This is a genomic window from Leptolyngbya sp. NK1-12 (assembly GCF_032598965.1).
GTDB lineage: Bacteria > Cyanobacteriota > Cyanobacteriia > Elainellales > Elainellaceae > Elainella.
Map to the genome: position 1 here is coordinate 5,596,111 of NZ_CP053586.1, position 25,124 is coordinate 5,621,234.

The following is a 25,124-nucleotide window of genomic DNA, read 5'->3' on the forward strand; positions in this document are numbered from 1 at the left end:
TGGTTTTGCTAGCTGTAGGGCTAAATCTGACAGTAAACTTAACCGATTCGCACGTAGCAGTTGCTCAAATAAGCGAGATACAGAAGGTTTGTAGTGCAATTGTTCCTGGCAACTGGCGTGACTCAACAATTGTGCCAGCCGTCTGGAGTGCTAATACCTGTCGCAGTTGGGCAAACTCAGTAGGTGCAACTGAAACAGGGTTTGGTTGTTTTTTTGATAATGGTTATTCTTGGGTGTCTCCAGGAGAGCGTTCAAGAAGAAACTGTGGCTGGTGATCTCTCTTCGAGTCATAATGTGGGGTAGTAGCCATCATTTCAATACTCAGAACTGTGGATAAAACTTCTCACTGTGGAGTAGAAGGTCATGAAACGAGATCAAGTCATTTCATGTGATCCAGAAATCATGAGTGGAACTCTGGTTTTTGCAGGAACACGTGTGCCAGTTAAGATTCTCATACAGCATCTTATAGCAGGGGACTCTTTAGATGATTTCCTGGACGACTTTCCTAGTGTTACCCGTGAGCAGGCAGTTGCGTTTCTAGAAATGGTTCTCAAAGAGGCAGAAAACAATAATGCGTGTGCTGCTTGATGAGAACTTGCCTAGAAAGCTAAAAAGACATTTTGATGAAGGTGTGGAGGCTCTCACCGTTGGGGATTGCGGTTGGACTGGCATAAAGAATGGAGAGTTGCTTCGTATTGCTCAAGCTGAATTTGATGTCTTCATAACGACTGACAAGGGAATCCCTTACGAGCAGAATTTATCTATATTCGCTATTGCAATCATCATACTTGAAGCCAAGAGCAACCGCTTTGAAGATTTATCAGTACTACTACCACGATTAAACGAGGTACTTAAATCCGTTCGGGTAGGTGAATTGATACGTGTAGCAGTCTAACAATAAGCCCTGAGGAGGACGGGGTCAAGCATAAGTAGAAATAGAATTTTCTACTTATGCTGATAGTTTAGTTTTGACACCGTAAACTAATCAATTCCACAAGCAATCGTTTTACTGACTCAGAATTGATTTTTATTCTGGTTATAAGCACTCATTCTTTGATTCTCAGTCTGTTCCTATTTTTGGTTTTTAGATCCTCCCTATTATTGATATCCTCGCTTAACAGACATTGCAATTACAGCGCTAGATTCTGTACCAACGAGGATTTCTTCTTCTTTAGCACGAGAAGATACTTCACCTCATCATACGGTTCATCATCTTGCCAACAGCGAAACAAAATCCGAATCCACTTGAACGCGAGTGCCCGCATTGCCATCGGATGAGTCTTGCCTTTTTTGCGCTGTAATTTGTAGAAGGCATTTGCCCACAACGACTGTTGGCGGGACTGGTCTGCCCACTCAACGAATGTTTGTCGCAAAAAGTCGGGCAACTCCAACGCCAATGTACCCAGCACTTGTTGCCACTGCTTTCGGTCACAGGTGCAATTCCGCTGTAACGCAATAAATCTTGTGCTTGGGGGTATCGAGTTCGGTCTTCTCCAAATGCCACCAGTAAACGCGGAGCAAGATGTGGCCCTGCACCTGGCAAGTTGGCAAAGAACTCGGCATCGGGATGGTCTGCAAACAAGGCAGCAATTTTGTCATTGATCTCATTTAGCGTTTTGAGCAGCCCTTTTAACTGGTGGGTCAAAGCTTGTACCAACCATTGCGAGGGGACGACGATGGCAGCATCTTCAGTCAAAGGACTGCCGTGAGCGATCTGCTCAATTGGCCGTGCGATGGCACGGCGTCTGACAACTTTATGGCTAGTGAAAAACTCGGTTAATTGCTCTGGTGTGGCAGCTTGCGCTGCTTTGAGTGTAGGATAGTGTTCCACAAATAGGCAGAAGACTTGCGTATCTTTATCCTCGAACCAATCCAATACTTGAGGATAGTCGTTTTTGAGAGCGGCTGTGATCCGATTGGTTAAGCGAACTCTCTCACCCACAAGCATTCTCCGCACTTCCGTCCATTGCCGCAGTGCTCGAATCTGGCTGCTCTCTGGCTGCCACGCTTTGAGCTTCTCATCATGTTTGAGCAACAACTCAACCAAAATCTGAGCATCAATCGGGTCAGACTTAGCACGGCTGAGTTTGAAGGCTTTGCGTTCGCGTAGCGGCTGCTTTGCAGCTTAGTTGGCAACGGTGCGCGGATTGACCGGATACAACACCAGAAAATCGAACTGACACAGCACATAGATTAACGGTCCGCGCTTGAGTTCGGTAGCGATAGCAATGCGTCGTCCATTGAAGCGTTGCCGTAACCTTTCGACCCAAGCCTTAATGGCATTTGGGGTATGAGCAATCACACTCGGCTGCCAAGCTCCTGTAGCAGGGTCATACAAGCAGATATCATGCTTGCGATCTGCCCAATCGATACCAACGTAAGCAGCATAGTCTACCGATGCTATCGGTGAGGAAGATGGAGTCTCAATTGAGTTCATCGTGCTACCGTTGTGGTTTGAACCAGACTCGGACGCTATCGCACGGGCGAAAAGATTATGGAATGCGTCTGAACCACGTCATCCCTGAGCGTTCGTCAGATGTGGCGATAGAGTGCGAAATCGGTGCGAGGCGGTATTGTTATAGACCTCTAAGGTCAGCGGTTGGAAAGTCGTCACCGAGTTCTGTCCGAGTCTGCTTCCTGAGTTTATCGGACAAATCTTGTCCGTCTCCCCATAATTCGGTTGCAGCGGACGTACAAAGTTTCTTCGTCTATCGCTAAAATTGCTTGGTCGCCGCTGAACCGAGCCGCTGAAGCCGTGTCCGTGTCAAGAGGGTTTGGGGCGTTTGCGGGTCGAGGGATGCCTAATTTAAGGCGAGCGAGATTAATCCTCTAGCTGGCTAGAGGCAGGACTAGAAGGAGTGAAAGTCATATCTGAAAATGAGGCAGATTGAGTTCTAAACGACTATCCGAGGTGTCAACGCTAATTGTATTTCTATTTCTAGATTTACAACTTTCACGTTGTCTCATTTATCTGTGCAAAGGTACCTGTCTTATTCGTTAGAGCAATCATGTTTCAGATTAGTTCGCGCTTCAAGATCAGGTAAAAAAACTCATTCCGTATCATTTCAAAGGGGCTGATTTACTCAACGACGCATAGATTGACCAATTAAATAAATGCTTAAGAGCTTGTCTTATTCGTTAGAGCAACAGTGTTTCAGGTTAGTTCCGCTTTCAAGATCAAGCTGGATTAGCGATTGAGCTGGGTGATGTTGTGGTGCTGGGGAAAACGGTATCATCTTGCCAAGGCTCCTTGCGCCGCAACATTGCCCAGCACCGCACCAAGAGTTTACGCGCAAGTGCAATTATCGCTGTTTTCTTGCGAGTTTTCTGTCCTCCACAAATTCGTTGATAGACTTGAACTGCCCAAGGATTGTAGCGGAGCATCGCCCAAGCTGCCTCCACCAGAGCACTTCTCAATAACTCCGAGCCGCGACGGGTGATTTTGCCCAGTCGGTTGGTTTGTCCCGATTGGCGTTGGTCAGGCACGAGTCCGACATAGGCAGAGACTTGCCGCACATTTTGGAACCGATGCGGGTCATCAATGATTGCAACAATCACTTCAGCTGTTCTGCGTCCTACCCCAGGAATCGTTTGTAACAATTTTACCGATTCATTCTGTCGGGCAATCTTTTCGAGGTGGTCATCCACGCTTTGCAAGTGTTGCCAGAGCCCATCCAGATTCTTTAATTCCAAGTCGAGTTCTCCTTTCCAAAGTTCGTTGAGTTCGCATTCGGCTAACGGTTTGGCATGTTTAGAGAGCGTTTCCACTCCGGCGATTGTCCAAGCTCGATGCCCACCCGGAATCGAGATACCTTGTTGGTCAAACAAAGAACGGATAGTGCTTTGCACCCGATTGATGCGATGGACTAACGTTTTACGGTATTTGACCAGGCTACGATATTGCCGCTGTTCCGCGTTCGGCACATGCACGGTAGAGATTTGCTCCAGTGCTACCAACTTTGCCAGTTTAAGGGCATCATCTTTGTCCGTTTTGCGTTTAACGTTTTTCCATCGCCAAGCTTCTGCACTCGGATTGACAACGACCACTTTGTAGCCGAGCCCGTCAATCAGATCATGAACCCAACCGCTAATGGAGCTGGTTTCAATCAGCACTTGATCCGGCTGAGTTTTGTTTAAGATCCATTCCAACGCCAAATGTTGAGTGGCTAGGGTCTCAAATTCGCTTTGATTGGTGGTGGTGTCAAACAGGCAGGTGACGCTGTTGAATTTTCCTAGGTCAATCGCTAGAATTTTCATCGACAAGCCTCCGGTAATTGCTTTGTAGAGGGTTTGAATTTCTTACCTCCAAGGTACCGGAGGTATCTTTTCTATAGGCATCCTAAATAGGATGTGAACAAATGGTAGGCTGAGGACGTGCCCCAAACTTTACCCCCTCAGCCGATGGAAACGCTCGAACAGTTCATTCAAAGTAACCCACCTCCGTTGGAACTCAAGCGTGCACTCGCTGTGCAGATGAGTCAAGGCGGTCACAGCTATCGGGAGATCCGTGACATTCTGCAAGTGTCGGTTGGCTTCATCACAGCTAGCCATCAACGCTACGAATGCTCAGGTGTGGAGGGACTGCGCTCCAACTATTGGGGCACCCAAGGCTATCTCGATTGTGAGCAGAAGCAAGCGTTGTTTCGGTGGCTCGACGGGCAGGATGCTTGGACACTCCAGGAGGTAATTGACCACATTGAGGATGAGTATGGGGTGGTCTACCAATCACTCCAGAGCTACTATGCCCTGCTCAGAGACGCTGGCTTCAGTTGGAAGAAGGCACAACCGGTTCACCCTGACAAGGATGAAACTCTGGTTCAGGAAAAAAAAGAGAACTTGAAGCGCTACTGGCAACGCATCAATCTGAGATCGCCGATGGACAATTAAGAGTTTTATTTCTCGACGAATGCCACCTGTTGTGGGGCGATATCAGTGGCTATGGGTGGAGCCGCCGCAAGCAACGGGTGGATGTGGAAGTCAAGTCTACCAAGCAACGACAGACCTACTATGGGGCATTGGATTATCTCACCAAGCAGTTTGTTGTCAAAGAGTACAGCGCAGGCAACGAAGAGAATACGGTTGCCTTCCTACAGTATCTCCAGTCTTTGTATGTTGAGAACACGCGCCTGGTGATTGTCTGGGATGGGGTGAGCTACCACCGCTCAAAGGTGGTGCAGGAATTTCTGGAGCAGACCAATGGAGGCTTACCGACTGAGGCGTGGAAGATTACCTGTATTCGCTTAGCCCCTAATGCACCTGAGCAGAATCCAGTTGAGGATGTTTGGTTACAAGCGAAGCAGTTTATTCGCAAGTATGCACGAATGTGTAGAAGATTTGGGTCGGTCAAGTTTCTGTTTCAATTGGTCACGCATTGTCAAACCTTTGCTTTCGCCAAGGCGTTTATGTACGGCTACTGTTCATCTCCTATCTAGGATGGCTGTATCCCTAACGGCTTGCATAGATTCTTTAGGCTTCCAAAACTGAAGGGTATGGTGTGATGACTAACAAACGATCGCCAAGTTTTGTGGTTGCTATAAGTGGAACCTCTGGATCAGGAAAAACTTCTCTGGTTCAAAAAGTAACCAGTTTGTTAGAAGATGCTGTATCTTTCTATTTCGACGACTACGCTTCCGTATCGAAATTTCCCTCGAATTTCTCCGAGTGGATTAGAGAGGGAGCCGATCCCAATCAATGGGAAACTCCACAACTCCTTAAAGACTTGCAGATGTTGCGGCATGGAGAAGCTATTTCTTTACCCGATGACAAAGGCACGATCGGGACAGCTAGATTTATTGTTATGGAGGAGCCATTTGGTAGAGAACGAGCCGGGATGAGTGAGTTGGTCGATTTTGTTGTGTGTATTGATCTGCCGCTAGAAGTTGCTTTAGCACGTCGATTGCTTCGAGATGCTGAATGGTGTCTCAGGGAGAAAAATTCAGAATACCTGGCAATCTATCTCAAAGAATACCTAACAGGGTATCTCAGTGGTGCTACCCGCGAAATGTATCTTGAAGTGAACGCAAGGGTTTTGAAGAATTGCGATTTGATTTTAGGTGGAGTAAAACCTTTAGATGAATTAGCAGATGAGGTTGTTGCTGCGATCAAAACAAAGCTAGGGGCAGCCTAACTTGTACTCTGAGCCTGCCAGGAAAATCAAATTTATAATGGAGAAGCGTATTCTCTGGAGCAAGCAATATGTCACTCAGCGAACTGTTGCCCACGGTCAATCAGTTATCTCATCAAGATAAGCTTCGACTGATCCACTTTCTCCTCTTAGCAGTTGCCAAGGAAGAAGGATGCAGCCTAGAACCAATAGTCGAAAATTCAGAGAAGATATTGCTTCAGCAACTCGCATCCACAGGGGCAGAGGTATGGTCGCCTCAAGCCGACAAAGCAGCAGTTCAAGCATTGTCAGATCTTCTAGAGACAGCAAAGGCAGCATCCAATGCTTGATGGGCAACGTTATTTATTCACAGAACGAACAGACAGTCTTGGGCGATCAGTGATCATGCCCTATTTACCTTTGACGCTCACCCTAAAGAATCGTTCTCTAGACGTGATGGCATTTTTGGATACGGGGGCAAGTGTCAACGTTCTTCCCTACGAAATTGGTCTGCAACTCGGTGCAGTCTGGGAGAATCAAACCGTTTCTATTCCACTGAGCGGAAATCTGGCACGAAGTGATTCACGAGGTTTGGTTGTGTCTGGTACAATCGCGCAATTCTCTCCCATTCTTCTTGCGTTTGCTTGGACTGAGATGAGAGACACACCTGTAATTCTTGGACACATGAACTTTTTTGCAGAGTTCAACGTGTGTTTTTATCGACACGAGTTAGCTTTTGAAGTTTGCCGAATCACCAGATCAAGATTTTCTTCAACCAGGTTTGCTAACCCGTCGCTCAAGCGCAGATCTAGCCTGACTTGGGGATACTGAGCCAGAAACTTACTCAGGAGTGGGGCAATATGGATTCGTCCAAATGCTACGGGCAGACTTGCCCGCAAAATTCCGCGAGGAACATCGCCCTGCTCAATCACAGAAAAATTTGCGGCTTCTACGTCTTGCAGAATCTGCACCGCTTTGTCGTAGTATTTATGTCCCTGAGGAGTTAGGGTAATGTTACGGGTAGAGCGATTGAGCAACTGCGTGTTTAACATTCCTTCTAGGGCGTTTACTTGTCGCGTGACCGAAGAAACTGCCAAGTCTAGCTGACGAGCGGCTTCCGAGAAGCCCCCCGCTTCAACGACTTTGACAAACGATCGCATTGCCGCTAGCTGATCCATCTTTCTTTTCGAGTTTTGCAAAAAACGCAAAAGTGTTTAGTGCTTTTGGCATATTAACATTCTTCTTGAATGCAATTAGAGTGGAACGGTGAGTTACCCAAGCACTGCTTGCCAGGAGGCAACCATGACATTGACGATTGCCATTACTTCAGATTTCATTTGTCCCTGGTGTTTAGTGGCAGAAACGCGATTGAATCGGGCAATTGAGCAGTTAAATTCATCGGTTGAAATTCAGAAAATCTGGTTTCCATTCGAGCTAAACCCGGATATGCCTGAAGCTGGGATGGATCGCAAAACTTATCGCAGCCAGAAGTTTGGCAGTTGGGAATATTCGCAGCAATTGGATGCGACCACAGTTCAAGCCACCCAAAACGATGGCATCGGATTTCGCTACGACTTGATGACCGTTACCCCAAACACGCTGAAAGCCCACCGATTAATGTGGTTTGCGGGACAACAAGGCAAAGCAACGGCAATGGCAGAACGGATTCTAAACGCTTATTTCACAGAAGGACAGAACATTGTCGAAGTTCAAGTCTTAGCGGATCTAGCGACGGGCGTGGGTCTAGATGCAGAAGCAGCGAAGACTTTTCTGTTATCGGATGCAGGAATTCAAGAGATCCGAGACTTGGAACAACAAGCGATCGCTCAAGGAATTCATGGTGTTCCTCATATCCGCATTGGTCAAGAAGTGATCTCTGGCGCTCAACCCGTTGAGGTTTTTCTCGCTGCCCTGCAAAATGCAGCGCATGAATTGACCACTGCTTGAACCAAAAGCGAATCCGATTTGCTGAATGACAACAATAACGACGAAAACACTATCATGACAAATGATTCAGGCTCATCGTCTAATTCTCACAGAGTCAAACTCTATGGACAGCCTAGTTCCGCTTCTGCTTACGAAATTCGAGATTTTCTCAACCGCAGCGTGGTTGAATTTGACTGGATTGAACTAACGAGTGACCAGGATTGCTCTCGCGAACTGAGTCTTTCAACATTGAGCGATATTCGCTTGCCTGTGGTTGAATTTCCAGATGGCACTCAACTCTTTGCCCCAACCATTCGAGAGATTGCTCAACGGCTCGGTTGGGTAACACAACCCAAATTCAAAGAATATGATTTGTCGATTTATGGTGCGGGTCCTGCTGGCTTAAGTGCAGCCGTATATGCCGCATCTGAAGGGCTACGCACCGTTCTGATTGAACGCCACGCTGTCGGTGGACAAGCAGGCACCAGTTCCTTGATCGAGAATTACATGGGATTTCCTGAAGGCATTAGTGGCGCTGACTTAGCGGAACGCGCCCGCCAGCAGGCAGTCAAATTTGGGATTGAACTGTTGCTATTGCGCGAGGGCATAAAATCAGAATTTCGGGACAATCGCATCTACACGGACATGGCAGATGGCAGCAAAATGATTGCCCGCGCCAACATCTGCGCTACGGGAATTGAGTACCGACGGCTCAATCTTCCCAATGAAGACCAGTTTCTCAACGTCGGATTGTTTTACGGTGCGGGTGCCAGTGAAGCCCCGTTGTGTGGTGGTGAACATGTCTTTATTGTGGGTGGGGGTAACTCGGCAGGTCAGGCTGCGATGTACCTGTCGCGCTATGCCGAAAAAGTCACCATGCTGATTCGCGGCGATACGCTAGCGGCGACCTTATCGCAGTACCTCGTTGAGCGTATTACTCAGAAAAGCAACATTGAAGTTCTCTTTCAGACTCAGGTGACTGGACTAGCAGGAGATACCTCGTTACAGCAAATAGAAGTAACCAATCATCGCGATTCTCGTTCCGAGAGGCTACGCCAACGAGCGGTACAGAAAATCGATACTCGACGGCTGTTTGTTTGCATTGGTGGTGCGCCAAATACTGAATGGGCAAAGGATACCAACATCATTCGGGATCAAGCAGGCTACTTGGTGACTGGTTCAGATTTGCTCAAACAGGGTCGCCTACCGGAATGCTGGACGCTCGATCGCGATCCATTTTTTCTAGAGACCAGTGTTCCTGGTTCCTTTGCAGCGGGAGATGTGCGGCATGGTTCTGTGAAGCGGGTGGCTTCATCCGTGGGTGAAGGCGCAATGGCGGTCACGTTTGTTCATAAGTATTTAGAGGAAATCGGATGAACGCTATCGATAAACGTGCCCTTGTAATTGGTGGGTCATTGGCTGGGCTGTTTGCCGGAACTCTGTTGCGATCGATGGGTTGGCAGGTAGATATTTACGAGCGATCGCCGCACAACCTTGACAGTCGCGGCGGCGGCATTGTGCTGCAACCGGATGTCGTAGAAGCGTTTCAACGAGCCGGAATAGCCTATGAAGATCCTCTAGGTGTGGTGGCGCACGAGCGATACTATCTGAAACGCGATGGCAGCATTGCTCAAGCCATGCCAATGCGTCAAACCTTAACCTCCTGGAACTTACTGTATGGCTCAATGCGGCGGCATTTTCCGGCTGACCATTACCATCAAGGCAAACATCTGACTGAGATTCAGCAAGATGGGTTAGCGGTGACTGCGATGTTTGCCGATGGCACTCACGAGACAGGCGATCTACTCGTAGGTGCGGATGGACCAACTTCAACCATTCGCCACTTGCTCTTGCCTGACTACACGCCCCAATATGCTGGATATGTTGCCTATCGCGGCTTAGTGAATGAATCGGAACTCGATCTTGCAACAGCAAAATTGTTGACCGAACGATTTGTATTTTATCAATTTTCAAATTCTCACATTCTGCAATATGTGATTCCAGGAGAGAACGAATCGTTGATTCCGGGGGAACGTCGCTTCAACTGGGTTTGGTATGTCAACTACAACCAAACAACCGAATTGCCGGACATCCTGACCGATAAAAACGGTCAGCAACGGGAGTATTCGATCGCCCCTGGAATGATCCATCCGACTGTGGAGCAAGCGATGCGATCATATGCTGATCGCGTCTTAGCGCCTCCATTTCAAAAATTAGTGGCAGCCACCCAAGAACCCTTTGTCCAAGCCATTTTAGATCTTGGCGTACCGCAAATGGCATTCGGTCACGCCAGTGTTGCGGAGCAACCTCGCATTGCCCTGATCGGCGACGCGGCTTTTATTCCCCGTCCCCATACGGCTGCTAGTACTGCTAAAGCGGCGGCTAACGCGATCGCTCTAGTCGATGCTTTGGTTGACTCCAATCACGATGTACCTAAAGCACTAGAGGCATGGGAAGGCGATCAGCTGGCGCTAGGAATGCGGCTCTGGAAATCGGGAGAGGCTTTGGGAGAGCGATCGCAATTTATGTACGGTAAAGGGCGAACGGAGGGATAACCGATGAAATCATTCATGAACCTGAATCGATTTGAAGCATTCAGTGATGGGGTATTCGCGTTCGCATAGCGTCGGCTTTGCCGAATCGCCATGACCTTGTTGGTGATTGAAATTAAAGTGCCAGATTTGTCTCAGGCAACGGCATCGACTGCAATTGATGCACTAATTCATGCTGTGCCGCATATTTTGAGCTACATCACGAGCTTTTTGGTCATTGGTGTTTTGTGGCTCAATCATCATGCTCTATTTCATTTGCTGAGGCGGGTCGATCGGATTGTCTTGACAATCAACTTAGTATTGCTCATGTGCATTGCTTTTATCCCTTTCCCAACGGCACTGATCGGTGAATACGGCAAGCTCCAACCCATTGTGATGTTCTATGGCTTAACCCTGTCGTTCACTGGCATTGTCTACAATGTCCTTTGGTTTTATGTCGTTCGGCAGTATCTCTGGGATTATCCTCAAGCCGAACGCCGTTTCATCTATCAAGCTTCTCTTTGGAGTATTGGTTATCCGATTTTTTACCTGATTGCTTCGCTGTTGTCATTGAGCAATACAACCTTAAGCACAGTTCTTTACATCCTCATCCCATTGTTTTATCTATTTCCCAGCGTCATCGATCGGCAATTGGGTAAACTACCCAGTAGTGAAGTCTCCTAAAATAATCTGCATCCCTACCGATAGATTAAGATACAATCCCGGATCACCTCTGTACAGGTTTAGCGACCGCGTCGCGGTCGAATAAAGAGTTATGCAGACTATGAAGCCGTGAGCCTGTCAACAGGATTTTAGCTTTCGGTCGTTAATCAAATATCAACTTTTTGACAGCATTAAGTTCTCATCTTTTACCAAGATGAATACAGTCAATGTATTTCAAGTTCACAATTAATTGTGTCAGGTTGTTTCTAACCGACTATCCGAATTGTCAATGCTGTTTACATTTTCACATTTGAAGCTGTAATCACTGCATTGTCTCAAGAGTCTTTGCAAAGTGCGTGGCTTATTCGCTTAGTCAACTTCTTGTAAGTTAAGCATAACTGCAAGCTCACGCACTCAAAAATCTCACCTAACCCATCAATCATCAACTTCTTACCCAGTCAGTTTCTTTCCACCAACGCTCAATCACCAAACACTCATCATGCGTTGCTAATGCTTAGATTGTTTATCAGCTCTGGGTTCCAAGGTTGTTTGTCTCTCAGCATTGCCCAACATCTCACCAAAAGCTTTCGAGCTAGCGCCACAATCGCCGTCTTCCTGCGAGTTTTCTGCCCTCCACAGATACGTTCGAAGGTCTGTCGTGCCCAAGAGTTGAAGCGAATCAGCATCCATGCTACCTCGACTAATGCTCCTCGTAGTAACCTGGACCCTCTGCGCGTAATCGCTCCTAATCGATTCGTTTGCCCCGATTGTCGCTGGTCAGGCACTAAGCCTGCGTAGGCAGAAACTTGCCGAGCATTGGCAAAGCGCTCCGGTTTATCCAACGCGGTCACAATCACTTCTGCGGTTCGTCGTCCCACTCCTGGAATTGTCATCAACAGTTGAACCCGTTCTTCTTGTTTGGCAAGTTGATTGAGTTGCTTCTCAACTTGGTCGTGTTGCTCTTCCAACGTATCGAGCAGCGTCAATTCCACATCCAGCTCGCCTTTCCATAACTCGTCAATCTGGCACTCGGCTAACGGTTTGCGGTGTTTGCTCAACTCTGCCAACCCTTCCAGCGTCCAGGCTCTGGCACGAGCAGGCAGGGTTAACCCTTGTGCCATCAAGAGTGCCCGAATGCTGTTCCTGATTTGGTTCATTCGCCAAACCAGAGTTTTGCGGTATTTCACCAAGCGGCGGTACTGGCGGGTTTGGGCGGCTGGAACATACACTGGGCTAATTTGCTCAAGCGCAGCAAGTTTAGCGAGTTTGAGCGCATCATCTTTGTCCGTTTTGCGCTTCACGTTGCGCCATTGCCATGCTTCTTGATTCGGGTTAGCTACCAAAACTTCGTAGCCGTGTTCCTGGCAAATATCATGAACCCAGTTGCTGTTGGTACAGGTTTCAATCACCACCTTCTGCGGCTGTTTCCGTTGCAGCAAGTCTTCAAGCGCAACTTGCTGCATCGCGATCGTCTCATACTCGGCTTGGTTGGTTTCGGTATCGAACAAGCAAGCCACGCTCTTGAATTTTCCCAGGTCAATTGCGAGAATCTTCATATCAGCCTCCGAGGTTTATCGTTGAGTGGAAGTGAAACGTCCTATCCTCAAGGGTATCGGAGGTTTCTTCTTACCTCTCACGGCTTGCATAGATTCTCTTCGCTTCTGGGTTGTGGCAGTCGATAAACGTTGTCTGTTAGTGTTCTAAGCTCAATAAGCGATCGCACATGGCTCAAGTGTTGTATCTCGTCAGGCATTGTCAGGCAACAGGACAAGAACCTGATGCACCGTTGACAGAACTAGGAAGGCAACAAGCGATCGCTTTAGCAGATTGGTTAGGTGAAGCGCAAATCAGTCGCATTATTGCAAGTCCATACATCAGAGCTTATCAATCGATTGTTCCTCTAGCTCAACGTCTTGGGCTGACCATTGAAGTAGACGATCGACTGGTTGAGCGAGTCTTGAGTTCAACTCCATTGAATGACTGGCGGGAAAAGCTGGCTGAGACATTTGTGGATCTCGATCTGAACTTCGCTGGAGGTGAATCGAGTCGTGTAGCAATGAGTCGTGGCATGGCAGTCGTTAATGAGGTCATGCAACAAGCCGGGAGTTCAACCGCAATTGTCACTCATGGCAATTTAATGACACTCATCTTAAAGTTTTTTAATGAGCAGATCGGTTATGCGGATTGGGTGAACTTACGGAATCCTGATGTGTATCAGGTTCAGATTGAAAATGGGTTGGTCAATATTGACCATTTCCACAACAGGCAGAATTAGGAAATCCTGATGCCAGATGGTTATGAGAAGATAGAGGAGTCGCTCATTTCCCACAATCCTATGACCACAGCAGATCTATTCCCAGCGCTAAGAGAGTTATCTCGTTCAGAAAAATTGAAAGTTATGCAATTTCTGATTGCGGAGCTAGCGAAAGAAGAAGAGCCAACCCTCCAAGCTGGAGCAACGTATTCCCTTTGGTCGCCTCTCAATTCTCATGAAGCAGCGCACAAACTCAGCCAACTCCTAGAATCGGATCAAGCGGCACGAAATGCATAATGCCCAGCGATTCAACTTTGTGGAAGGGTTTGACACCTTTGGTGTTCCCGATGCTTTGCCTCAGTTACCACTTTCTCTGACGTATCGATGTTCGGTGTCATGATGAAATTGAAGCGATATACAACGGCATATTTCTGAAAGCCAAATATGTGCTACCTACACCTCCAATTTCTAAAGCGGAGGTAGCCATCGTTTTTAATCCTCCATCAAATGTCAGACAGTCGCCGAATGGCAATTCTCTATGTTCAATTCGAGAGCGTACGACAATTAACATTTACGGTTCGATAGGTGATTGGTATTACACTGATATCTGTGGCACGATGGGTGTAATACCCTCCAGCCAAATCACTTTTCAGCCTAATTAGGCTTTTCATCGTAATATCGAATCCCATGAATGAAAGTTAGAGAAGTGATCAAGCTTTTGGAGGAAGATGGATGGTATCAAGTGCGGATGCGAGGGAGTCATAGACAGTTTCACCATCTCAGTAAACCGGGTACAGTAACAGTATCAGGTAAGTCAAGTGTTGATATTCCTCCTGGTACATTGAACAGTATTCTCAAGCAAGCTGGATTGAAGTGAAATGAGTCAGAAATTGCGATATATGGTTGTCCTTGAGAAAGGAGAGACAAGTTACGGTGCTTATGTCCCAGACTTGCCAGGTTGTGTAGCAGTTGGCGAAACACGCGAAGAGGCTCTGGAACTTGTCAAAGAGGCAGTTGAGTTTCATCTTGAAGGCTTACGTGAAAGAGGTGAATCAATTCCTGAACCTCGTTCTTCGGGTGAGTTGGTAGATGTTGTAGCGGTAGGTCAATCCGCTGGTTCAGCATGACTAACCCTACGGTTGCTGCCAGTGGTGCAACGATTAAGCCTGCCCATCGTCGGGTAGGAGCTATTTTTGTGGCTATCAATGGGGAGTAGGTCAGGAGGGGCGAGATTGCAGCTAATCCGATTAACCAACCTAACAGGTGTAGTCCATACCAAGCCATGCGGCGGTCGCGATAGCGTTGACCTGTCAAATCGCGATAGTGACTATCATTGGATTTTCCAAATGTTGCATCGAGCCAGCGCACTGCTGCCTGATGACTACTATCACTAAACAAAATGGTGATGTGTTCAACACCTGGAATGACTACCAGTTCTCGGCCCTGTCCTGCTGCCAGATTCGTGTTTTCTCCCCCCGCCTGTGCCAGCAGTCGTTGGGCATTGCTCACAAATCGCCCCTCTCCACTCCCTGCCTGTAGTTGCAGATTTCGGGGAGATTGAGGGGTTACGTTCGCCCCCGTTGGAGAAATGGCAACGGTTGCCGCAAAACGGTCAGGGACATTGCAGTCATCGGTGAGTGTCGGAAATTGCGTTATCTTGATTGATTTCAAATATTTGTAATCCATTGCTACTAGCAAGCTAATTTATGGACATTCGAGCTGAGCGGGCAGAAGATATCAGTGCAGTTCACAACGTCAATGTGGCAGCGTTCGAGCGAGAGAATGAAGCAGATTTAGTGGATCGGTTGCGAAGTGTTGCCTCTACAGTTTCCTTTGTTGCTGTAGAATTCGAGCAAATTGTTGGACACATTTTCTATAGCCCAGTTGAAATCGAGGGGAAATGTGCTGATAATTTATTCATTCTTGGGTTAGCACCACTAGCAGTGCTACCTGAGTATCAGCGACAAGGGATTGGAGCATCGCTAATTCAGCATAGTATAGAGGAGTGCGCTCGGTTGGGATGTAAAGCTGTTGTTGTGCTGGGTCATCCAGAATACTATCCAAAATTTGGGTTTGTTCCAGCCAAAGAGAAAGGGTTGAGGTGTGAGTATGCAGTGCCAGATGAGGCATTTATGGTGTTAGAGTTGGCAAGAGGTGGATTGAAGGGGTGCAGTGGAACCGTAAAATATCGGTCAGAGTTCAGAGAATTTGAGTAGCGATTGTCGTAGAACATAAGCCCTGAAGTGACAGAGGTCAAGAGGATTGCTAGAGGGCAAGTTGCGAGTCTGTCCAGAATTGTGTTCAATCGGATCTGTAAATGTTTCTGTGTCGCTTCGTGGCCTGACCCGACCGCGAATCAATTGCGGGCTAATGAAGCAAGTCCACTATAAGTGCACTTACTAGTGCACTGAACCTCGTGCTTCGTCTACTACTCTGCGAGAAGGCTGCGCCTACAGCAGATTTTCCTGATTAGCTCGCAATTGATTCGCAACTGGAGAAGTACGAAATCAAACGCTGGATTGACCATGGATTCATTCTCCTTGGTTTTCGACTCTTTGAGAATGTCCACTATTTTGAGACAAGCTCAGTTATTACCTATGACAAATAGTGTGTCACTGTACTACTGGTGTCTATTAGTTGACTGATGACATCAAAGGACAAATGGAGAGTAGGAGATTCGAACTCCTGGCCTTCGCGGTGCGATCGCGACGCGCTACCAACTGCGCTAACTCCCCGTAGCGTCAACTATTCTAGCACTGAGTCAGTCGAGCTAGAGCATCATAAATCAGGCCAGTGGTCACGGCAGGTAGCTCTAGCTGAGGCGTCAGGCCCACATCATCAAGCAGGGTAAAGATTTGAATTGCCCGTGGGTTGAGATCAACCAGCTGTTGACCGAGTTCGGCAGAGGTAAATTGTGCTTGTTTGCCCCACAGCACAGCAGTTGGAACTGTCAGTTGGGGAATGTAGGCTGCTAGATCAAAACAAAGGTCACCCCGGACAAAGGAGATAGCGCTGTAGTCAGCACCGGGCTGTTGGGCTGAGGCGAGGTAGGCATCCACCATTTCTTGCGAAACTCGATTGGCGCGAGCAAACTGTTTAGTTTCTAGAAAATTGCGGATCCCCAATTGCGTGGCGATCATCGTATCGTAGATCAGCCGATCGAGTACAGGTAGACTGACTAGTTGGGAGAAGAAATTGCGGTAAGGCCGACCGAAATCAGCCAATCCGGCTGGGGCTACCAGAAACATGGCCTTGACCAATTCCGGACGAGCAACGGCAATCCGCACCATCAGAGCAGCGGTGAGCGAAGAAGCCACCACCATTGTTGCCGTACCGCACACTTTCTCGATGAATTCAACGATTGTAGTGACATAATCCTGAATTTGGTAACTACGGGCCAAATGCTGCGAACGCCCCCAGCCGATTAGGTCTGGTGCTACCACTCGATACTCTGGCACAAAAGCTGGATAGACATGAGACCATTCATAGGCCGAAGAACCACCGCCAAAACCATGAAGAAATACCAGCGTTGGCCGATGATCCGATAGATCTGGACCAGGTGAGGGCAGGGGAGTTGCCTCGCCATTGGTTACTTTCGCACTGGCTGCTTTCGCAGTGTAATAGACCAACGTACCAAGGCTGGTTGAGATCGAAGATTGACAGAAGCCTGCTGGCTGGAGCATACGAAACGAGCGGGGGTTGATATAGAAGATACTGGCAGCAGCATGATCTGAGCGCTAGAATTACAGCCTGAAAAACAGCCTGTATAAAAACCTGGCTTGATACTACTGCACAGTTTATGGTTGTGGTCCAGGGTTTACCGAATTGCGTCGCGGTTTGAAGCCATGAGTGGGAGGTAATCACTCTGGGCTAATCACACTATAATCTCACTCCAGAATCTCACTCCAGAATCTCACTCCAGAATCTCACTCCAGCTGAATCATGCCTTGGTGAAGGCAGCGCAGATAGGTGGTGTTTAACATTACGATAAGAACTATAAGATTGCGGATACGCCATGATACAGCCAAAGCAGTGAAGCGGATCAATTTTGATAGCCATGAATTGACTGATCTATAGCCAGAACGTAGACACACTATAGCTTAGCCTGATGTATTGCCAAGCGGTAGTTTGTTAGCCCATCTGCAATCTATCGGCAACCGCGAGTTAAAAACTGTATTATTTTTGCACTCATGATTGCAAAGATGATGATAATGGCTACATGGGCGCATTTTAAATCTCTGCATAAACACGAAAGCCTGATTGAGCTCTGCATTGCTTGCAAGATTGGGTATAAACTGCAGCTTTCCGCCAGCGGATCTGCAAACCAGGTTAGGCTGTTGTGGAGTAGCTTTCCACCAACGATGGGGAAGTTGTCTTCGAGATAGGCAGAGTAGCTGAGTGGCTGGCTAGTACGATAGCTGAGCAATACAACAGCAAACCAGTAACCCAAACGGGTACCCTAAACCGGTAACAAAGTAAACCAATTTACCCTTCTCCTGGCTATAGAATGAATGCGCAATTAGTGCGCTTCTACCAGGGTTTCATTTTTTGAGCCACCCATCGATTGCTGCATTCAGTGAGCCGCGAAGTTTTCGCATGAGAAGCTGATAAAACTACTGACCTGCGGTCAGAAAAATCAGTTGAGCCAGTTCTGTCCTAGAGCTAGATTGGGCGAATCAGGGGCTTAACCTCTCTTTACATTTTTCCATAAATCCTCTCTGATCTTAAGGTTCGACTCATGTTGTTGACTCGGTCATCCTCCGTGTGCAGACGCGCACACTGCGGGGCACCTACAGAGTTTCGCTGAGAGCCAATTTATGGTCTACGTGTTCCCTTTGCTGACCCATGACATGAACTTGGGGGTTGTATGTCAAATTCCATCAGGGTTTCCGCTCACAATCCAGCTATTGAGCTAGCGGAGCCACCGTCCGCCGTCCGCGAATGCACACGATGCCAAGCACCTCCGTTCAACCAGTTTTCTCGACTGGATCTCAACACAGAGAGCGGTGACCTCACGGTTGCCTCGATCTGTGTCCGGTTGGATCTAGAAGATCTGACCTGTTTCTCCGTTGTTGAGCGGCAGTATGAATCGTGGGGAGTGTTGTTTCAAAATGCGATTGCGATTCGTCCGTCCAATCCGGCCTTCTCGCCCCAAGCGGGCTTGATGCTGCTGTTGGGTGCGCCGGAAAGTGGGTGCATCGAAGCCACATTTTTGCGGCCTGTGCAGTATGTCAGCAGTTTCATCATCAGCTCTCGCCGCACGGTGATGAGTGCCTTTAATCGACATAATCAACTAATTGGCCAAACCGAAAGCCAAGCTAATTCCCGCTGGGGACGCTGTCTGAATCAACGCCTCAGCCTTAGCGGCAGCAACATTCACAAAGTAACTCTCTGTAGCTTCAATGGCGAATTGACGATTGATGAATTTTGCTTCTGTGCGGCGTAGGAGGGAAGGGGGGCGAGGGAGCCAGGAGTTAGGAGTCAGGAGTGGGGGCTATATCATCTGGTAGTGGGGCATTGTTTTGGTAGGGGCGGCTCACTGTTTTCCGGAGACGCAAACTAGGCACAGTCTTTGCAAAGGGCGGTTGGAGAAGGCATTGACAGAAAAGGGCGTGTGAGGAGTGAATTGGAAACCAAGCGTTGCCTGAGACAGAGAGTGTCCAAGATGAAAATAATTCAGAATGGAGACAATCCGGGATAGAGTTGGTACCTGTAGCGTGCAATGAATTGCAAATTGTGAAGAATGAGGCGAGTAACACTAACGATAAAGTTAAACAATCATTACAGGATAAACTGCTCGATTGCCGCTGCTACTCCATGAACTTCTACGTCTGGAGCTGTCCAGTTGGCGCAAGCTTTAACGGCCTCTGGTGCATTTGCCATCGCTACTCCAACTCCGGCATACTGAATCATCTCCAGATCATTGAAGTTATCGCCAATCGCCATCACATTTTCGGGCTGGAGCTGCAACAGCTCTTCGGCTAGGTATTGAACAGCTGTGCCTTTGTTGACCTGAGGATGGGTGGCTTCAAAGAAAGTAGCAACCGATTTGGTGAAATATAGCTCGGCAGGGGTGTACTCTTGCCGCAGATTCGTTAGTAACGTGTCAATCATTTGCGGCTCGTCGCTCAAGGCTAGGACTTTAGTGGGTTCGGTTGCATCTGGAGTCAACATCTGGCGTAAATCGCCGACTGGAATTGGTTTGACGCCGGTACGTTCTCCATAGGCCACCGATTCGGGCGTGAGCTGCCGCACGTATAGCTGATCGTTAACATAGAAATGAACCGAGAGCTGGTCCCGCAGATTGGGCTGTTCAAAATAGTCCAAAAGCCGCAGGGCTAACGAGCGTGGCACGGTCAGATGGCGATAGATCTGTTCGGTTGTGGGGTGTTTGATTAGCCCTCCCTGATAGGCCAGCAGCGGCAGGGTAGAGTTCATATCGCGATGAAACCGTACCGCTGACTGAAACATCCGCCCAGTGGCAATTGCAACCTGTACGCCTCTGGCCTGGGCAGCAGCAATTGCCTGTTTAACGGGTGGCTGAATCTGATTCGATAGACCGACGGTAGTGCCATCTAGATCCAGCACGAGTAGTCGAATTTGGCCGGTAGCGACACTTGAGGGTGAACGAGTTGCAGCAGGTTGAACCGACGAATCCAGCATAGACCTCACCGATTTTTCTGACCCCAGGGTCAGTGAATTTGCTCATCGCTATCTTATCGGGATTGAGGCGAATTTGGGGCAGATGGCCTTACTGCTTCATCGCCAGGTTTGATGGCACCGCCGGCTTGACCTGCTTTTGCTGCGCCTCCTTTCCTTCTAGAGCAGACGGTTCAGCCTGGATCACCAGCACCGCACAAGGGGCATGGTGTAAAACATAGTTGCTGACACTACCCAGCAGCACTTCAGTGAGTCCTTTGCGTCCGCGACGACCCAGAATCAGTAAATCCGCATTCCAGTTCAGCGCCGCCTGACACAGCCCCTGCCCCGGTTCAATCACCCGATAGTCACATTCGGCTGTAACGCCTTTTTGAGCAGCCATCTCCCGATAGTGATGCAGCAGGAGGCGGCTGTGGTGGAGCTGTTCTTCAAACCGCACGTACTGACTTTGATAAGCCTGATTCACAAGCTGGGGAGAGATGCCCAATTCTCCGGCGAAAGGAGGTGCAGACACTAAATCTGCCGTCAAGCAGTGAAACAGCAAAAGCTGGGCTTGGTTAGTGGTGGCCAGATCCAACGCCTGCTCAAACACCGCCTGACTCAGGGGAGAATGGTCAATCGCCGCCAGAATTCTGTGAAATCCCATAGTTGCTCATGCCCCTACCTAAATAAATGCCCTGCGCATATGCGTCTTACCCAAAACCTAGCGCAACTGGCCAACAGATTCGCATTTTCGCAATAAGGCTTGATATTTAAACAGCATTTCGTCGGTAAAGTAGCAGCCACTTGTAACATCAGGCAATAAAATAGATGGATTCTGCGAGTCAATGGAGTGGTGTGAGCCATGTGTGGAATTGTTGGCTATATCGGAACCCAGGCTGCAAGCGGCATTCTGCTAGAAGGGCTGCGAAAATTGGAATATCGCGGCTATGATTCGGCTGGAATTGCCACGCTGTGGAACGGCGAAATTCATCGCGTCCGGGCCAAGGGTAAGCTGCAAAACCTCCAGGAAAAGCTAGAGGGATTGCATCTGCCAGCAACGGTCGGCATTGGTCATACCCGCTGGGCTACCCACGGCAGGCCAGAGGAACACAATGCCCATCCCCATACCGATGCATCGGAACGCATCGCCGTTGTTCAGAATGGCATCATCGAGAATTACCGAGAGCTACGCGAGCAACTGAAAGCCAAGGGCTATGTTTTCTATTCCGAAACCGACACCGAAGTCGTGCCAAACCTGATTGCCGACTGTTTGCAGCAGGTATTGGCAGAACCAGCCGCAACGAATGTATTGCCCAAATCGGCCTTTTTAGAAGCAGTCCGACGAGCCGTGAATGCCTTGGAAGGTGCATTTGCCCTAGCGATTGTCAGTGCCGACTACCCAGGCGAGCTAGTTACCGTGCGGCAGCAAGCTCCTCTATCGATTGGGTTTGGCCAAGGGGAGTATTTTTGCGCCTCGGATACTCCCGCCATGGTGGCCCATACCCGCACCGTCCTGACCCTGGAAAACGGTGAAATTGGCCGGTTAACGCCCACAGGAGTCGAGGTTTACAGCTTTGCTGGCGAACGGTTACGCAAAACCCCAAAAACGCTGAATTGGAACCCAATTCTGGTCGAAAAGCAGGGTTTCAAGCACTTCATGCTGAAGGAAATCTACGAGCAGCCGGGTGTGGTGCGGGCTTGCCTGGAAGCTTATCTAAACAGCGACTGGACAGCAGACTCATCTTGCTCTCCAATTAACTTGGGTTTAGCCGATGCGTTCTTTGCCGACATTGAGCAGATCCAAATTGTGGCTTGCGGGACGAGCTGGCACGCCGGGCTGGTGGGTAAGTATCTGCTGGAGCAGATAGCCGAAATTCCCACCCAGGTCCACTATGCTTCCGAGTTTCGTTATGCTCCTACACCGCTGACGCCCCACACTCTCACGATTGGCGTCACTCAATCCGGCGAAACTGCCGATACCCTGTCGGCCCTCGATATGGAAAAGCGCCGCAGAGCCGATATGGGCGGCAAGTTTCAACCCAAACTGCTGGGCATCACCAACCGCCTGGACAGCACGATTGCTCAGGTGGCCGACTATCTGCTCAACACCCATGCCGGGATCGAGATTGGAGTGGCTGCTACCAAAACCTTCACCGCTCAACTCGTCGCCTTCTATTGCCTAGCGCTGGATTTAGCCTACCGTCGTCGCACGCTGCCGTTAGAGCGCTTAGAGCAAATTGTGCTGGAGCTACGCCAGATTCCGGCCCAGGTGGAGTCGATTCTGGAGGTGCAGGAACGCTATGTCGAGCAGTTGGCCCACGAGTTTGAGGAGACGCAAGACTTTATCTTTATCGGTCGCGGCATCAACTTCCCAATTGCGTTGGAAGGAGCACTCAAGCTCAAGGAAATTAGCTACATCCACGCCGAAGGCTACCCAGCCGGCGAAATGAAGCATGGCCCGATTGCCCTATTGGATGCTAAGGTGCCCGTTGTGGCGATTGCCATGCCTGGTCTAGTGTTCGAGAAGGTACTCTCCAATGCCCAAGAGGCCAAAGCCCGCGATGCTAGATTAATTGGCGTCACCCCTATGGACGACCACGAGGCGCAGGAAGTGTTTGACGATCTGCTGCCGGTTCCGGAAGTAGAAGAGCTGCTTTCCCCGCTGCTGACCGTAATTCCGCTGCAGTTTTTGGCCTATCACATCGCGGCTCGCCGAGGTTTAGACGTGGATCAGCCACGCAACCTAGCGAAGAGCGTCACGGTTGAGTAATCTATTCGTTCACAATTTCACATTTCAAGAATGCGCTTAGTTTGATTTTTGTTTTACTGAGCGCATTTTTTTATGGATAGTTAGATTGTTCCTTTCGGTCTTTCATTACACTACGACAGCTGAGGGACGGTATGAGCGCGTTCTCAATTACCTCTACGTGCCTCGAAACAAATTTCATGAAGAGGCTGGCAGATACACGACTTCCGACTCCGAATGAATTCTCTGAGTCTGGGCAACGATGGTGTACCAGGCCAGAGATGATCGCCCGACAATTAAGCGACTCTCCTCGAATTCGCCTGGTAGATGCCAGTAGGGAGTTCACCGCTACCGAAGCAGAACTGCTGAACACAAGCTATGTCGAGCTTTGAAGAATCTTTTGTTCTAAGGTTTGTGGTCGTGCATCAGATTACTGTTGGGTAAGTCACCCACCACTAAGCGCGTTGTCACCTGCGGTTGCTCCCACCGTTTGCTGAACTTATTTTGTCGTCGGTGCCATCTTCCCGTCTGTTGCCGGAAATTAAGGTGGACTTGCCTCATTAGCCCGCGATTCATCTGCGGGCAAGTCAGGCAACGACGTGTACAAATACCCCTATTCGGAAGCTGGTCAATCTGAATGCAAGTGTTTGAGACAATGCAGAATCCCGAAATCTTTACAAAGAAGCAGGAGATGTTCGGAATCCAGCGATAGGATGGCACTGGGGCTGAGTGGATGCTGCCTTCTGATGCAGGCTCTGCTGGCCAAACCACAAACAGACTGAAAAACCAGATCGAAAATCGATTGATTTTGGATATTGCGATCAGCATTTGCTAGTCCAAAATCACGCTTCGCCGCCTAAGCAAACAACGAAGGATAAACCGATGGCTGAGAAGAATTTGTTAGAGCAACTGCGGGAGATGACGGTCGTTGTCGCGGATACGGGCGACATTCAGGCGATTCAAAAGTTTACCCCCCGCGATGCCACCACCAACCCCTCGCTGATTACTGCAGCGGCTCAGATGCCTGAGTATCAGGAAATTGTAGATGAAACGCTGAAACAGGCCCAGAAGGATGCGGGGTCGGGGGCTTCGGATCAGGAAATTGTGACGCTGGCCTTTGACCGGCTTGCGGTTGCCTTTGGCTTAAAGATTCTGGAAATCGTGCCGAAGCGGGTATCTACCGAAGTTGATGCTCGCCTCTCCTACGATACGGAAGCCACGCTCGAAAAGGCGCGGTCGTTGATCGCCCAGTACGAAGCGGCTGGCGTGTCTCGCGAGCGGATTTTGATCAAAATTGCCTCGACCTGGGAAGGCATCAAAGCGGCTGAAGTGCTGGAAAAAGAAGGCATTCACTGCAACTTGACGCTGCTGTTTGGTATCCATCAGGCAATTGCTTGCGCCGAGGCTGGCGTGACGCTAATTTCGCCCTTTGTAGGTCGGATTTTGGATTGGTACAAGAAAGAAACCGGCAAGGATTATATGGGGGCAGAAGATCCGGGTGTGCAGTCGGTGACGAGCATCTACAACTACTACAAGAAATTTGGCTACAAAACCGAGGTGATGGGAGCCAGCTTCCGCAACATTAGCGAAATTATCGAACTGGCGGGCTGCGATCTGCTGACGATTTCTCCGGCCCTGTTGGGTGAATTGCAGTCCACCACCGGCGAACTGATACGCAAGCTCGATCCAGACAAGGCAGCCTCAATGGACATTGAGAAAATCTCGATGGATAAAGCCACCTTTGACCAAATGCATGCCGCTGACCGGATGGCCTCGGAAAAGCTGGATGAGGGCATCAAAGGCTTCACCAAAGCATTGGAAACCTTAGAAACCTTCCTAGCGACTCGGTTGTCCCGCTTGGGTACCGGCGAAACCCTGAGTCAGGCGGCAGAAGGCATGTTTCACATCTATGACCTGGATGGCGATGGCTTCATTACCCGCGAAGAGTGGCTGGGCACCGACGCTGTGTTTGATGCGCTAGATGTCAACAAAGATGGCAAAATCACGCCAGAAGAGATGGGAGCTGGTTTAGGAGCCGTTTTGCGGCAGGTGGTGCAGGCGGTTTAATCGGGTAGCTCGTTTGCACTCAAGCGTTCAAGTTTGACCTTTGCTACATCTTGAGTCGGGGCATGGCTCCCCGGCTTTTTTGTTCAGGTATCTCTGAGTTTTTGTTGAAATAAGGCTGAATTCATCCCACAGTGAATAGTGACATTGGGGCGGTACATTAATGAAGATCCGCCTTTCCGCTGAATGGCCCCG

At 48.9% G+C, this 25,124-nt stretch carries 27 protein-coding genes, 1 tRNA gene and 1 pseudogene; 19 read left to right on the top strand and 10 right to left on the bottom strand.

Annotated features, from left to right (window positions below):
• The first annotated feature begins 363 nt into the window (after positions 1-363).
• The gene (locus HJG54_RS23840) at positions 364-588 is read left to right on the top strand and encodes a DUF433 domain-containing protein (protein ID WP_316431726.1); all 225 of its coding nucleotides are present in this window, start codon (positions 364-366) and stop codon (positions 586-588) included.
• Positions 572-895, top strand: coding sequence for a DUF5615 family PIN-like protein (locus tag HJG54_RS23845; protein WP_316431727.1), 324 nt, complete (start codon positions 572-574; stop codon positions 893-895). Before HJG54_RS23840 ends, HJG54_RS23845 begins: the two co-directional genes overlap by 17 nt.
• A 294-nt stretch (positions 896-1,189) precedes the next feature.
• Here the strand turns inward: HJG54_RS23845 and HJG54_RS23850 are convergent, their stop codons facing one another.
• The 3 genes from HJG54_RS23850 to HJG54_RS23860 all read right to left on the bottom strand — a co-directional run bounded on the left by HJG54_RS23850 (position 1,190) and on the right by HJG54_RS23860 (position 4,257).
• Entirely contained in the window at positions 1,190-2,047 is an 858-nt protein-coding gene (locus HJG54_RS23850; protein ID WP_420717285.1) for a transposase, read from the bottom strand.
• A 78-nt stretch (positions 2,048-2,125) separates the two neighbouring features.
• Positions 2,126-2,437: an IS110 family transposase gene (locus HJG54_RS35540; protein WP_420717286.1), complete on the bottom strand. Its 312-nt coding sequence runs from the start codon at positions 2,435-2,437 to the stop codon at positions 2,126-2,128.
• Between the two features lie 740 nt (positions 2,438-3,177).
• Positions 3,178-4,257, bottom strand: coding sequence for an IS110 family transposase (locus HJG54_RS23860; RefSeq protein WP_316431728.1), 1,080 nt, complete (start codon positions 4,255-4,257; stop codon positions 3,178-3,180).
• Between the two features lie 144 nt (positions 4,258-4,401).
• Between HJG54_RS23860 and HJG54_RS23865 the strand changes: the two genes are divergently transcribed.
• The 4 genes from HJG54_RS23865 (at position 4,402) to HJG54_RS23880 (ending at position 6,453) form a co-directional block, all read left to right on the top strand.
• A complete protein-coding gene (locus HJG54_RS23865; RefSeq protein ID WP_316430114.1) occupies positions 4,402-4,887 on the top strand; it encodes a helix-turn-helix domain-containing protein in 486 nt (161 codons plus the stop codon).
• On the top strand, positions 4,869-5,432 hold the full coding sequence (locus HJG54_RS23870) for an IS630 family transposase (RefSeq protein ID WP_316435628.1): 564 nt from the start codon (positions 4,869-4,871) through the stop codon (positions 5,430-5,432). Before HJG54_RS23865 ends, HJG54_RS23870 begins: the two co-directional genes overlap by 19 nt.
• Positions 5,433-5,497: 65 nt before the next feature.
• Entirely contained in the window at positions 5,498-6,127 is a 630-nt protein-coding gene (locus HJG54_RS23875; RefSeq protein ID WP_316431729.1) for a P-loop NTPase fold protein, read from the top strand.
• Between the two features lie 68 nt (positions 6,128-6,195).
• Entirely contained in the window at positions 6,196-6,453 is a 258-nt protein-coding gene (locus tag HJG54_RS23880) for a hypothetical protein (protein WP_316431730.1), read from the top strand.
• Positions 6,454-6,819: 366 nt separating this feature from the next.
• On the opposite strand, the gene HJG54_RS23885 is transcribed toward HJG54_RS23880, so the two are convergent.
• Positions 6,820-7,281, bottom strand: coding sequence for a LysR family transcriptional regulator (locus tag HJG54_RS23885; RefSeq protein WP_316431731.1), 462 nt, complete (start codon positions 7,279-7,281; stop codon positions 6,820-6,822).
• Between the two features lie 124 nt (positions 7,282-7,405).
• On the opposite strand from HJG54_RS23885, the gene HJG54_RS23890 reads away from it, so the two are divergent.
• The 4 genes from HJG54_RS23890 (at position 7,406) to HJG54_RS23905 (ending at position 11,244) form a co-directional block, all read left to right on the top strand.
• Complete coding sequence (locus tag HJG54_RS23890) at positions 7,406-8,050, top strand: DsbA family oxidoreductase (protein WP_316431732.1); 645 nt, start codon at positions 7,406-7,408, stop codon at positions 8,048-8,050.
• A 54-nt stretch (positions 8,051-8,104) separates the two neighbouring features.
• Positions 8,105-9,406: an NAD(P)/FAD-dependent oxidoreductase gene (locus HJG54_RS23895; RefSeq protein WP_316431733.1), complete on the top strand. Its 1,302-nt coding sequence runs from the start codon at positions 8,105-8,107 to the stop codon at positions 9,404-9,406.
• Positions 9,403-10,584 carry an FAD binding domain-containing protein gene (locus tag HJG54_RS23900; protein ID WP_316431734.1) on the top strand — a complete coding sequence of 394 codons (1,182 nt, stop codon included), beginning with the start codon at positions 9,403-9,405 and terminating at the stop codon, positions 10,582-10,584. Before HJG54_RS23895 ends, HJG54_RS23900 begins: the two co-directional genes overlap by 4 nt.
• A 90-nt stretch (positions 10,585-10,674) precedes the next feature.
• A complete protein-coding gene (locus HJG54_RS23905; protein WP_316431735.1) occupies positions 10,675-11,244 on the top strand; it encodes a TMEM175 family protein in 570 nt (189 codons plus the stop codon).
• Between the two features lie 476 nt (positions 11,245-11,720).
• Here the strand turns inward: HJG54_RS23905 and HJG54_RS23910 are convergent, their stop codons facing one another.
• Positions 11,721-12,779: an IS110 family transposase gene (locus HJG54_RS23910; protein WP_316431578.1), complete on the bottom strand. Its 1,059-nt coding sequence runs from the start codon at positions 12,777-12,779 to the stop codon at positions 11,721-11,723.
• 167 nt (positions 12,780-12,946) lie between these two features.
• Between HJG54_RS23910 and HJG54_RS23915 the strand changes: the two genes are divergently transcribed.
• The 6 genes from HJG54_RS23915 (at position 12,947) to HJG54_RS23935 (ending at position 15,693) form a co-directional block, all read left to right on the top strand.
• A complete protein-coding gene (locus HJG54_RS23915; protein WP_316431736.1) occupies positions 12,947-13,498 on the top strand; it encodes a histidine phosphatase family protein in 552 nt (183 codons plus the stop codon).
• 9 nt (positions 13,499-13,507) lie between these two features.
• Entirely contained in the window at positions 13,508-13,774 is a 267-nt protein-coding gene (locus tag HJG54_RS23920; protein WP_316431737.1) for a hypothetical protein, read from the top strand.
• A 394-nt stretch (positions 13,775-14,168) separates the two neighbouring features.
• The gene (locus tag HJG54_RS23925; RefSeq protein WP_316431738.1) at positions 14,169-14,354 is read left to right on the top strand and encodes a type II toxin-antitoxin system HicA family toxin; all 186 of its coding nucleotides are present in this window, start codon (positions 14,169-14,171) and stop codon (positions 14,352-14,354) included.
• A gap of 22 nt (positions 14,355-14,376) precedes the next feature.
• The gene (locus HJG54_RS35545) at positions 14,377-14,604 is read left to right on the top strand and encodes a type II toxin-antitoxin system HicB family antitoxin (RefSeq protein ID WP_420717398.1); all 228 of its coding nucleotides are present in this window, start codon (positions 14,377-14,379) and stop codon (positions 14,602-14,604) included.
• 250 nt (positions 14,605-14,854) lie between these two features.
• Positions 14,855-15,016, top strand: coding sequence for a hypothetical protein (locus HJG54_RS35550; protein WP_420717287.1), 162 nt, complete (start codon positions 14,855-14,857; stop codon positions 15,014-15,016).
• A 167-nt stretch (positions 15,017-15,183) separates the two neighbouring features.
• Positions 15,184-15,693: a GNAT family N-acetyltransferase gene (locus HJG54_RS23935; protein WP_316431740.1), complete on the top strand. Its 510-nt coding sequence runs from the start codon at positions 15,184-15,186 to the stop codon at positions 15,691-15,693.
• A gap of 446 nt (positions 15,694-16,139) precedes the next feature.
• Here the strand turns inward: HJG54_RS23935 and HJG54_RS23940 are convergent.
• Positions 16,140-16,212: transfer RNA gene (locus HJG54_RS23940), tRNA-Ala, on the bottom strand.
• Between the two features lie 15 nt (positions 16,213-16,227).
• Positions 16,228-17,160 carry an alpha/beta fold hydrolase gene (locus HJG54_RS23945; protein ID WP_316431741.1) on the bottom strand — a complete coding sequence of 311 codons (933 nt, stop codon included), beginning with the start codon at positions 17,158-17,160 and terminating at the stop codon, positions 16,228-16,230.
• Between the two features lie 1,184 nt (positions 17,161-18,344).
• On the opposite strand from HJG54_RS23945, the gene HJG54_RS23950 reads away from it, so the two are divergent.
• Positions 18,345-18,923 carry a hypothetical protein gene (locus HJG54_RS23950; RefSeq protein ID WP_051925321.1) on the top strand — a complete coding sequence of 193 codons (579 nt, stop codon included), beginning with the start codon at positions 18,345-18,347 and terminating at the stop codon, positions 18,921-18,923.
• Positions 18,924-19,258: 335 nt separating this feature from the next.
• Here the strand turns inward: HJG54_RS23950 and HJG54_RS23955 are convergent, their stop codons facing one another.
• Both HJG54_RS23955 and HJG54_RS23960 read right to left on the bottom strand, forming a co-directional pair.
• Complete coding sequence (locus HJG54_RS23955) at positions 19,259-20,140, bottom strand: Cof-type HAD-IIB family hydrolase (protein WP_316431742.1); 882 nt, start codon at positions 20,138-20,140, stop codon at positions 19,259-19,261.
• Between the two features lie 88 nt (positions 20,141-20,228).
• Positions 20,229-20,783: a universal stress protein gene (locus tag HJG54_RS23960; RefSeq protein WP_063834741.1), complete on the bottom strand. Its 555-nt coding sequence runs from the start codon at positions 20,781-20,783 to the stop codon at positions 20,229-20,231.
• 198 nt (positions 20,784-20,981) lie between these two features.
• On the opposite strand from HJG54_RS23960, the gene glmS reads away from it, so the two are divergent.
• Complete coding sequence (gene glmS, locus HJG54_RS23965; protein ID WP_316431743.1) at positions 20,982-22,889, top strand: glutamine--fructose-6-phosphate transaminase (isomerizing); 1,908 nt, start codon at positions 20,982-20,984, stop codon at positions 22,887-22,889.
• Positions 22,890-23,315: 426 nt separating this feature from the next.
• Here glmS and HJG54_RS23970 read toward each other — a convergent pair.
• Positions 23,316-23,402, bottom strand: a pseudogene (locus HJG54_RS23970) (IS1 family transposase); the annotation flags it as partial.
• Positions 23,403-23,747: 345 nt separating this feature from the next.
• Here HJG54_RS23970 and HJG54_RS23975 point away from each other — a divergent pair.
• Complete coding sequence (locus tag HJG54_RS23975) at positions 23,748-24,932, top strand: transaldolase (RefSeq protein ID WP_316431744.1); 1,185 nt, start codon at positions 23,748-23,750, stop codon at positions 24,930-24,932.
• Positions 24,933-25,124 lie beyond the last annotated feature (192 nt).